Below are 5,228 nucleotides of genomic sequence, written 5' to 3' on the forward strand. Positions count from 1 at the left end.
CAAGCACTTGTTCCAATAACCTGAGTTCATGCCCCAAGGTTTGGGCAGCCACCCGATCGGCCTCGGCCTGGCGGCGATCGCTAATATCCTGAAACGCATTGATCACATAAATGATCTCGCCAGATTCATTCAAGACCGGAGCCGTTTTGATCTCTAAAGGAATCCGCCGACCCTGCACCTCCACTTCCAGGTCATCTACATACACCGTCTCTCCCCGCAAAGCCCGTACAACAGGGCGACGTTCTGGGGGATACTGTTGATCGGTGTTGGCCAGGTAAATGTTGTAGCCCTCTAGGCTATCTAGGGGATTATCAACCATCCCCCATTGAAAAATCGAATGCCCCATGCGGTTGAGCAACAACATCTGCCCATCCCCATCCAGTACGCCTACTCCCATGGGCAGGCTGTCTAGCAACGTGGCAAACTTTTGTTCACTATCCTGCAGGGTTGTTAAAGACTGCTGCACCTGCTGATGCATATGGTGCAACGCATGGGACACCGCAGAAACTTCCGCAATCCGACTGTCGGGTAGGGGTAGATCGACGACACCCACTTCCATACTTTGGGCCGTTTGGGTGAGGCGCAGGAGCGATCGCGTCAGACGTCGGGCCGCCCAAAGACCCACACCCACGGCACCACACAGCACCAATCCACTCACCCATAGCATGAGCCGTAGATTTGCATTAATCCGCCCGGACAGGTCTGCCTCTGGCACCAGCACCACCACCTGCCATGTCAAACCAGGGTTCACATCAAAGGGGATCACTTGCGCAAAGTAGGTCTGCTCTAATAGGCGGACGCGCTGAGCCCTGAGACTACGCCCCCCTTCTACCTCCAAACGCCAAAGAGCTGCTGCCTTTGTCAGCGGATCTTGACTCTCCTGGGCCGCCAACCGCCACTGCTCCGGCGATGAAGTTTCCGCATCTGCTGCAAGAGCCTCTGGACGAAACGGTACCTCTCCGGTGGAGGTGGCCATGAGGTGGTCAAGCTCATCCAAAATAAACACCCGCCCAGCATCGCTACTCGGCAAACTGCGCAGAAATTCGCCGATGTGATCAAGGTAGAGACTGGCACCCAGCACACCCTGAAAATTGCCCGCCGCATCGGTAAACGGTAAGACATAGGTCATGATCAGGGAAGGATGGTCTTGCCCCTGCACCCCAGACGCGGCCATCTGCCAACGACCTGCCTCTTGCCCCTGGGCTTCTATGTACCACGGATCACCTAATGGCGTTACATGGGGATCATAGTTCTCTAAGACATCTTGTAAGTAGAGGCGCTGACCCTGGCGATCTGCCGCGTAGTTTTCTAGGTTTCCCGTCCTTGGATTGCGTTCCTGAATCGCAAAAGGTGCTGTAGGAAGAAGACGCCCCACCGCCAGAAAATCCTTCGCCTCCGTCACGATCATCAAGCCGCTCACTTGGGGGTTGATCTGAAGTTGCTCGACAAAATAGGCCTCCATCAACGCCGCATTTTGCCAGTCCATTCCCCCTAGCTGAATGGACAGTTGCTGCCCTTGAACCAGCATTTCTGATGCATGAACATAGTCATCTAAGGTTTGGACGACACGGCGGTTAGTGTCTTCCACCACTTGGTCACCAAGCTCTTCAATGGCTGACTGCCCGCTGCGATAGCAGAAGTAATCCACGATCACGATGGTGCCAATCACCTGCACGATCAGCGGAACAGCCAGTAACGTTTGTAGCGAGATTTTTGAAGACCTTAAGTACCTGAGACCACGGTGCAACATTCAAGGTATTTTGTTTATCACTGAACAGCAATTGAGCCCAGACGCTTCCCCAATCAGCGGCACCCCGTTGGATTGCGCGGAGCATCCCTTTTGACCTAAGGTAACGCATGAACTTCAGATTATCCTCCATGATATGGCTGAATTCAGCCTACTTAATCTTACTTAAACAGAACTTTCTGCTCAAAATATCTGTTTATCTACTGATGGCTAAACACGACTTGTAGGACAGCGATCGCCGAGGTTCACAACCGGTCATCATGGCGAAAGCGGGTGATTTCTGGGAGCGGAGTGGTCAGATTAGGGATAGCAAAACCATCCGGTTTGGGCTCACCTACCCCTGTCCTTGTCCTTGATAGATCATGAGGTTTTGACCATGAAGCATCCTCTCCCGGTGCAGCCCCTCTGGCGGCAACGAGATGATGGGCAGTATTCGGTCATCGGCCCAGCCGTTGATTCATGCCCCAAGTACAGTCATTCCTGGGAAAAGATCAGCACAGAGTAGGGGCCAATCGACACCGACCCGTGCCAGGGTAGCCCGTCGCGATCGCCCTCGTTTGCGATCGCATCGGTGCTGGGGTGGTTGCCAAAGTCGTCGTTGTAGCCCTGCCAATCGCTGTTAAACCTCAGCCGCCAGGTGCCCTCCGCCGGGAAGCCGATGGTGTAGTTATCCTGGGCATCGCGGAAAAAGTTGGCCACCACCACCACATCGTCGCCGGGGCCACCCTGATCCCAACGGTGAAAGGCGATCACCTTGCGATCGTCGTTGAGATGGTAGACCTGGGTGAACTGGCCGCCCAACCCGTGGGTAAAGCCGTAGCGGTTGAGCCGCAGCCCAATCAGGTCGCGGTAGAGTCGCACAATGCCGTGAAACTCGTCGCGCTGATCCCAATCGACGGGTACGGTGTCGCGAAACCAGCCGCCTTCGAGAAATTCTTGCCCCTGAAACAGCATGGGAATGCCAGGGGCAGTAAACACCATCGCCGCTGCCAGGGTCGAGCGTTTGCGGGCATACCAGCCCTTGGGGTCGCTAGGGCTGATCTCCTGGGGTACCCGCGACTTGCCGTTGGCCACCTCATCGTGGGATTCGCTATAGATCACCCGGTCGAAGGCATCGTCGTTGTAGCGGTACTGAATGGCATCACGAATGGCGGCCAGCGATCGCTGCCCATCCTCAGCGGCAATCACCGCCTGGCGAATGGGGTGCACAAAGTTGGCATCCCACTGGCAGCCAAACCCAGCTCCGCCCGCCCCCACATCTTTAGTCAGCCACCGGTTATTTTGCAGATCTTCAGCAATGGTGATGCGGCCTGGGTATTTCTGCACAATTTGGCTGTTGATCCACTGGAGCAGGCTCCAGCCCTCGGGCAAATCCCGTACATCCTCAGCCTGGAAGGTGCGGATAAACTGGGTGGCATCAAAGCGTAGCCCATCAATGTGGTATTCCTCAAGCCACATCATGGCGTTGTCGGAGAGGTATTGGCGCACCTCGCCCCGGCCGTAGTCGGGGCGGGTTTCTCCCCAGGGGGTGGCGGCTCGGTGGTCGTTGTAGAAGTAGATGCCGCCACGATCATTCTCGCTCCAACCGTCAAACTGCCACAGGTCGAGGTCACTGGGGCCGAAATGGTTATAAACCACGTCGAGAATCACGGCGATGCCCGACTCGTGGGCACGTTTAACAAACAGCTTAAACGCCAGCGGGCCCCCGTAGGTGATCTCGACTGAGAAGATATGAGCGGGGTTGTACCCCCAGGAGCGATCGCCTGCAAATTCTCCAATGGGCATAATTTGAATGGCGTTGACGCCTAGCTTTTTCAAATATCCCAGCCGCGCCGACATCGAAGAAAACTGGCCCGAATGGTGCTCGTCCTCCAGGTCGTTGAAGGTGCCGACGTGGAGTTCGTAGATCACCAGTTCATTCCATGGGGCGATATGAAAGTCATCCCCCTGCCAGTCAAAGCTAGGGTCATGGACGATGGCATTGCCCACCGAGCCGGTCACCTCGCGGGCGTAGGGGTCGATACGGGTTAACTCGCCTTGAGGGGTAGAGAGCAAAAACCGATACTGATCGCCCGCCTGGGCCTGAGCCACGGTGGTGTACCAGTAGCCGTTGTTCTCTGAGGCCATGGGGTGCTGGGTGCCATCCCAGTCGTTAAACGAGCCAATCACAGAGACCTGCTGGGCATGGGGTGCCCACAGGCGAAAAGCAACCCCTTTGTTGTGGAGAATCGAGCCGATGCCCTTGATCTTCATGGCTTTACTCATGGTGGATTCCTTCACTAGACTTAAGCGAAATTAGGAAAAGCAATCAATTCTTAGCCCGACACCTATCGATCTGATGGTTACTGCATCTATTTGGATGTCGAGCAACTCATTGCCGATAAGGTCTACTACAGGGCTGACACTACAGGGCTGGGCACCATTTGCGATCGCTCAGATTGCAGCATCAACCATTTGCATGGTCTTTTCTTCAACCGCCTGGGCAACCTGCGCCAGTTCTGCATTGTCTGACAGGGCAGCCAGCATGGGCCCTGGCCTAATTAGGCCAATCTTGGTGGTGCCCTTCTCTGTAAACACTGAGATGCGACAGGGCAACGCCATATTTAGACGCATATCGGTGGCTAACATCTGGGCAGCCTGTCCTGGATTGCAAACTTCAAACACCCGACAGTCTTCGGCAAAGTCAATCCCTTTACCGCGCAGGGTAGCACCTAAATCATGGATGTGGAGCACCCCGAAGCCATGGCTTGTCACCGCTGCCGCTAGGTCTTCTGCCGCCTGGTCAAACGTTTTGGGGGTTTCGACAATGTAGTACATGCAATAGCCTCATTAGAGAAATATCTGATACGGTTTTGTAAACTTATCTGAAGACATGAATATATAGCGCTCAAGGGGAAGCTAAGAGAGGTAGGAAGAGGGGCGATCGCCTGCTCGAACTCTAGAACGTTAGTCTTAGCCACCGCCCCTCCTTTCAATTAAAGCTCCATCTCTAACATCTTTTTCTTACGTTTGATATTAAAATCAAACAAATCAACCAAATCACTCCAAACAATAACCAATAGACTGTCAACATTTTTTAGAGAAGGAGATCTTGAAGAGCTCATTCCTCGCTGGTTTTCAATGTGGTCTACGTGCTGTTTTCGTCCCCAACGGTATCCAAAGCAGCATTCAAAGTGTTTTGTTTATCACTGAACAGTAATTGAGCCTAGGCGCTTTCCCAATCAGCGGTACCCCGTTGGATTGTGCGGAGCATTCCTTCTGGCCTAAAGTAACGCATGAACGTTTAGATTAACCTCTATACTATGGCTGAATTCAGCTCACCTAAACTTACTTAAATAGAAATTTCTTATCAAGATATCTATTTATCTACTGATGATTACACAAGACCTACGGTGCATAGGCTGCCGATCAGCTATACACCCTTCAAGACCTCTCCTCATGTTCAATCCAGTTGAATGTTCACAATTGCAACATCCTGCAT

General features: G+C 53.5%; 3 protein-coding genes. All 3 read right to left on the minus strand.

Going from position 1 to position 5,228, the window contains the following annotated elements; genetic code table 11:
* Positions 1-1,669: PAS domain-containing protein (locus V6D20_08740; protein ID HEY9815867.1), on the minus strand; the 1,669-nt coding region annotated here is incomplete at its 3' end.
* 552 nt (positions 1,670-2,221) lie between these two features.
* Positions 2,222-4,012: an alpha-amylase family glycosyl hydrolase gene (locus V6D20_08745; GenBank protein ID HEY9815868.1), complete on the minus strand. Its 1,791-nt coding sequence runs from the start codon at positions 4,010-4,012 to the stop codon at positions 2,222-2,224.
* 168 nt (positions 4,013-4,180) lie between these two features.
* Entirely contained in the window at positions 4,181-4,564 is a 384-nt protein-coding gene (locus V6D20_08750; GenBank protein ID HEY9815869.1) for a DUF302 domain-containing protein, read from the minus strand.
* Between the last annotated feature and the right edge of the window lie 664 nt (positions 4,565-5,228).

The organism is Candidatus Obscuribacterales bacterium, assembly GCA_036703605.1.
Lineage (GTDB): Bacteria > Cyanobacteriota > Cyanobacteriia > RECH01 > RECH01 > RECH01.